The following is a 4862-nucleotide window of genomic DNA, read 5'->3' as shown; positions in this document are numbered from 1 at the left end:
CCGGCAAGCGTCGCGCGGCCAATGGCCACGCCATCGTCGAACGCGCTGGGCACTCCCAACTGCGCCAGATGCGGGCTGGTGACGCGCTCGCTGGGCGGCAGCCATTCGTGAAAGCTGCCCGCATCGAGCAGCAGCGCCAGGCGCTCGCGCGCCGAGCATTCGGCAAAGCTGATCATGCTTGACCTCCGTGGAGTTCGGCGACCGCCTGGTCCAGGCGCAGGCTCACCACCGCGGGCGTGGCGCCCATGTCGTTGATCGCGATGCGCACGCCCGCCAGGCGGTGGCGCGCATGGAAATCGGTCATGACGGCCTGCCAGATGGGAAGAAAGCCGCGCGCCGACGTCTCGATGCGCACCGCGCAGTCGTTGCCAGCCGCTGCCTCGAGCAGTACCTCGAGATTGCCCGAGCCGACGACGCCGACCAGCACCGGGGCGAACGCGCCGGCGGGCTGACCGCCGGAGAAAGAAAAGTCCAGGGTCTCAAGCCCTGCGGGAATGTCGCTCATGGGGTTCTCCTACCAATTTCTGAAACGCTTGGGCGGCTGGTACAGCCCGCCCGAAGCGCGCACCAGGTCGCGCATGCTGCGCGCCGCCAGCAAATTGCGCGTGGCCTGGCGCGGATCTATGCCCAGGTCCTGCGGACGCCGGATCACGCCGCGGTCGCGCAGGTTTTCCACGGCGCGCTGGTCGCGGCCCAGCCCGATGGCGGTATAGCCGGCAACGCCGCGTATGGCCTGCTCGCGCTCCTCGTCGCTGCGGCACAGCAGCAGATTGGCGATGCCTTCCTCGGTCAGGATGTGCGATACATCGTCGCCGTAGATCATGATCGGCGGCAGGTCCATGCCCGCCTGCTCCTGCAGCGTCCAGGCATCGAGCCGGTCGACAAACGCCGGCTGCATGTGCTCGCGGAAGGTCTCGACCATCTGCACCACCAGTTTCTGCCCGCGCGGCGTGCCCGCCGCGCCGCTGCGGCCGGCACGCGCTTCGCGCCCGGCCTTGAGCCACGCGGGGCTGGAATGGCGGCGCCCGCGCGCGTCGGCGCCCATGTTCGGCGCGCCGCCAAAGCCCGCGATGCGGCCCAGCGTGGCGGTGGAGCTGTTGCCGTCCAGGTCGATCTGCAGCGTCGAGCCTATGAACATGTCGCAGGCGTAATGCCCCGCTGCCTGGCAGAAAGCGCGATTGCTGCGCAGGCTGCCGTCGGGCCCGGTGAAGAACACATCGGAGCGCGCGCGAATGTAGTCTTCCATGCCCAGCTCGGAGCCGAACGAGTGCACCGACTCGACCCAGCCGGCCTCGATCGCGGGAATCAGCGCCGGGTGGGGGTTGAGCGCCCAGTGCTTGCCTATCTTGCCCTTGAGCCCCAGCGATTCGCCATAGGTCGGCAGCAGCAGTTCGATGGCCGCCGTGTCGAAGCCTATGCCGTGGTTCAGGCGCTGCACGCCGTACTCGCCGTAGATGCCTTTGATCGCCATCATGGCCATCAGGATCTGCACCTCGCTGATCTGCGCGGGATCGCGCGTGAACAGCGGCTCGATGAAGTTGGGCCGCGGCGCCTGGACCACGAAGCTGACCCAGTCGGCGGGAATGTCGATGCGCGGCAGCGTCGTGCTCTGGCCGTCGACGAATTCGTTGACCTGGGCAATCACGATGCCGCCCGAGAAGGCGGTGGCCTCGACGATGGCCGGAGTGTCTTCGGTGTTCGGCCCCGTGTAGAGATTGCCTTGCGCGTCGGCCGCATGGGCCGCGACCAGCGCCACCTTGGGCGTCAAGTCGATGAAGTAGCGCGCAAACAGTTCCAGATAGGTGTGGATGGCGCCTATCTCTATGCGGCCGCCGGACACCAGCTTGGCCAGGCGCGCGCCCTGCGGGCCCGAGAAGCTGAAGTCCAGCCGCGAGGCGACGCCGTTCTCGAACACATCGAGGTGTTCGGGCAGGGCCAGCACCGACTGCACCATGTGCAGGCCGTGCACCCGTTGCGGGTCGACCTGCACCAGGGCCTTGGCCAGAAAGTCGGCCTGCTTCTGGTTGTTGCCTTCGAGGCAGACACGATCGCCGGGCGAAAGCACCGCCTCCAGCAAAGTGCCTATGGCTTCGGTGGCGACGCGCTTGCCGGCAAGCTGCCGGCCCAGCGCTTGCGCCGCGCGCGCCAGCCTGGCTTGGCGGTCTTCGGCCTTGGAGGCCCAGGATCTGGTGTTCATGTTGGACTAGGGTTGTGCAATGTTTGAAGAAGGCGGCGCGGCTACAGCACCACGAAGAGCAGCCACACCAGCACCGGTGCGACCACGGTCACGATGGCGCCGTAGACCATCAGTTGCCTGAAGAACACGTCGCGGTCCACGCCCTTGGCATTGGCCAGCACCAGCGCGCCATTGGTGGAGAACGGACTGACATCGACCACGGTGGAAGACACCGCCATCGCGGCAATGAAACCGACCGCGCCGACCGAGGCGTCGCCCTGCAGGAAAGGCACGGCCAGCGGAATCAGCGAGCCCAGCACGGCGGTCGACGAGGCGAAGGCGGAAACCACCGCGCCGACGAAGCACAGCAGCAGCGCGGCCATCAGCGGCGAAGTCAGGCCCGCGACGCTGTGGCCGACGAAACTGATCGTGCCCATCTTGTCCATCACGCCGACAAAGGTGCTGACGCCGACGATCAGCATGATTTCCGGCCAGGACACCTGGCCCAGTGCGCGCTTTTGCAGATTGGGTGCCATCAGCGTGAGCAGCAGACCGATGGTGATCGACACAAAGCCTATGTCCTGCTTGAAGAACAGCGTCAGCACCGCCAGGGCCAGCAAGCCCAGCACGGTGACGACCCGGTACCAGTGGGCAGCGGTTTCGGTGCCGGCGCCCGGTGCGGGGTCCATCAGCGAATCCGCATCGGGTGCGGCGGTGCGCCGCTCTTCGCCGAACGACTCGCCTTCGGCGTCGCCGTATACCTGGGCGCCGCCCTGGCCGTGCGCGACCCGGCGCACGACGGGCAGCGCACCGCCGGCATCGGCCTTCTGCCGCATCAGCTTCATGCCGCCGAACAGGAAGAACAGCAGCGCGGCCACGGCCAGGTTGAAGCCCAGGCTGGCCAGCATCGTCGCCATCTCGTTGAGCGGCAGGCCCGCCTTGGCGACGATCTTGTTGGTGATGCCGCCGTAGATGCTGATCGGCGAGAAGCCACCGCCCTGCGCGCCGTGCACCACCATCAGGCCCATCATCAGCGGGCTGATGCCGTATCTTGCGGCGAATCCCAGCGCAATCGGCGCGATGATGGCCACCGCCGCGGGGCTCACGGCGCCCACGGAAGTCAGCAGCGCGGCGATGAAGAACATGATCCAGGGAATGGCGGCGATGCGCCCGCGCACCGCACGTACCGCGAGCTTCACCAGCCAATCGATGGTGCCGTTGTTCTGCGCCAGCGCGAACAGGTAAGTGATGCCGACCAGGGTCAGGAACAGGTCGGCGGGAAAGCCGCCCATGATCTCCTTGGCATTCATGCCGGCGACCAGTGTTCCGACCAGGAAGGCGCCAACAAAGGCGATCACGCCCATGTTGATGGGCAGCGCGGTGGCCAGCACGAACATGCCCGCCAGCGCGTAAATTGAAATCCAGTGCGAACTCATCGATTTGTCTCCGGAGTTTTTTATAGCGACGCACTGTGGATGTGCGTCTGGTACGAACAATACGTACCCACTCCGGAAGGATCAATGAAGCGGTTTCGCCGACTCTTACGCTAACTGAAACGATCGGGGGTTAACCCGTTGGCGCAGGGCCTGCTCAGCCCAGTTCCGCCTTGGCTGCGCGGCAGACTGCGAGCAAGGCCAGCAGATTGGGGTCGCGCTCGCGCGTGCGCAGGAAATTGAGCGATATCGTCTGGCGCATCAGATAGCGCGGCTGCAGCGGCACGAGCTGCACCTTCTGCGGCATGATGCCGCCCACGCGCCCGGGCAGCAGCGTATGGCCCACGCCGCCAGCCACCAGGTTCATCAACGAGAAAATGTCCGCGGTTTCCATCACGACGTTCGGCGTGAAGCCGGCGATGCGAAACGCGTCGACGAAGCCGCCGTAGGTCACGAAGCCTTCGCTCAGCGTGACGAAGTGCTCGTTGGCGCAGGCCGCGAGGTCGATCTGCTCCATTGCGCAGTAAGGCGATCCGACCGGTGTGGCGAAGAAGATATCGTCTTCGAACAGCGGCTGGGATTCGAGATCGGGTGCGTTTTCGGGCGTGCCCATCAGCACGGCATCGACTGCGCCGTCGCGCAGCTTCTGCAGCAGGTCCGCATTGGAGCCGAGCACGAGTTCGGTCTGTATATCGGGCATGCGCAGCTTCATGCCCATGACCAGCTTGGGCACGGTGCGTGCCGTGAGGGAGTAAAGCGAGCCGATGCGAATGCGGTCGGACGAATAACCGGCGACTTCACGCGTTGAGCGTATGCCTTCCGCCATGGTGCGCAGCACTTCACGCGCCACATCCGCGAGGGCCTGCGCCGCCTCGGTGGGGTGCAGGTTGCGCCCCTCGTGGCGGAACAGCGCGCAGCGCAGGCCGGCTTCGAGTGCATGCAACGCGCGGTGCACGCTCACGGGACTGATCTCGAGCATTTCCGCGGCGCGCGTGAGGTTGCCCGTCTGCATGAAAGCCAGGAGGATTTCCAACCTGCGGAAGGTGATGTCTTCGTCGACGTGAAGGTGCATGGGTCATGCGTGCGTGGGGACGGCGCATTCTAGGGCAAACATGATTGTGGATGTCCTGTCGCCGACACGCTTGCATCGACAGCGCGCAAGTCTCAGCAGGCTGCTCATCGCTCCCGAACCTGGGACGCTGCGACGCCCAAGTGCGCACGCGCCCGGTCAGCGGTCAGCGGTCAGCGGTCAG

At 66.1% G+C, this 4862-nt stretch carries 4 protein-coding genes and 1 pseudogene; all 5 read right to left on the bottom strand.

Annotated elements, in window-relative coordinates:
* Positions 1–176 (bottom strand): annotated as a pseudogene (locus RR928_RS11595) (biotin-independent malonate decarboxylase subunit beta); the annotation flags it as partial.
* Complete coding sequence (gene mdcC / locus RR928_RS11590; protein WP_332537111.1) at positions 173–505, bottom strand: malonate decarboxylase acyl carrier protein; 333 nt, start codon at positions 503–505, stop codon at positions 173–175. The pseudogene RR928_RS11595 and the gene mdcC, both read right to left, overlap by 4 nt.
* A gap of 9 nt (positions 506–514) precedes the next feature.
* Positions 515–2197, bottom strand: coding sequence for a malonate decarboxylase subunit alpha (mdcA, locus tag RR928_RS11585; protein WP_332537112.1), 1683 nt, complete (start codon positions 2195–2197; stop codon positions 515–517).
* Between the two features lie 41 nt (positions 2198–2238).
* The gene (locus tag RR928_RS11580; RefSeq protein WP_332537114.1) at positions 2239–3612 is read right to left on the bottom strand and encodes an SLC13 family permease; all 1374 of its coding nucleotides are present in this window, start codon (positions 3610–3612) and stop codon (positions 2239–2241) included.
* A 154-nt stretch (positions 3613–3766) separates the two neighbouring features.
* Positions 3767–4681 carry a LysR family transcriptional regulator gene (locus RR928_RS11575; protein WP_332682586.1) on the bottom strand — a complete coding sequence of 305 codons (915 nt, stop codon included), beginning with the start codon at positions 4679–4681 and terminating at the stop codon, positions 3767–3769.
* Positions 4682–4862 lie beyond the last annotated feature (181 nt).

Origin of the sequence: Comamonas sp., assembly GCF_036666375.1 — a bacterium.
Classification (GTDB): Bacteria; Pseudomonadota; Gammaproteobacteria; order Burkholderiales; family Burkholderiaceae_C; genus Comamonas.
The sequence above is the reverse complement of the archived record's forward strand: the minus strand, read 5'-3'. Positions and strand labels throughout refer to the sequence as shown.

What these genes read in the sequence shown, in the direction of transcription:
- mdcA (WP_332537112.1), bottom strand. Translation starts at nt 2,197, where the DNA reads ATGAACACCAGATCCTGGGCCTCCAAGGCCGAAGACCGCCAAGCCAGG.
- RR928_RS11580 (WP_332537114.1), bottom strand. Translation starts at nt 3,612, where the DNA reads ATGAGTTCGCACTGGATTTCAATTTACGCGCTGGCGGGCATGTTCGTG.
- RR928_RS11575 (WP_332682586.1), bottom strand. Translation starts at nt 4,681, where the DNA reads ATGCACCTTCACGTCGACGAAGACATCACCTTCCGCAGGTTGGAAATC.
- mdcC (WP_332537111.1), bottom strand. Translation starts at nt 505, where the DNA reads ATGAGCGACATTCCCGCAGGGCTTGAGACCCTGGACTTTTCTTTCTCC.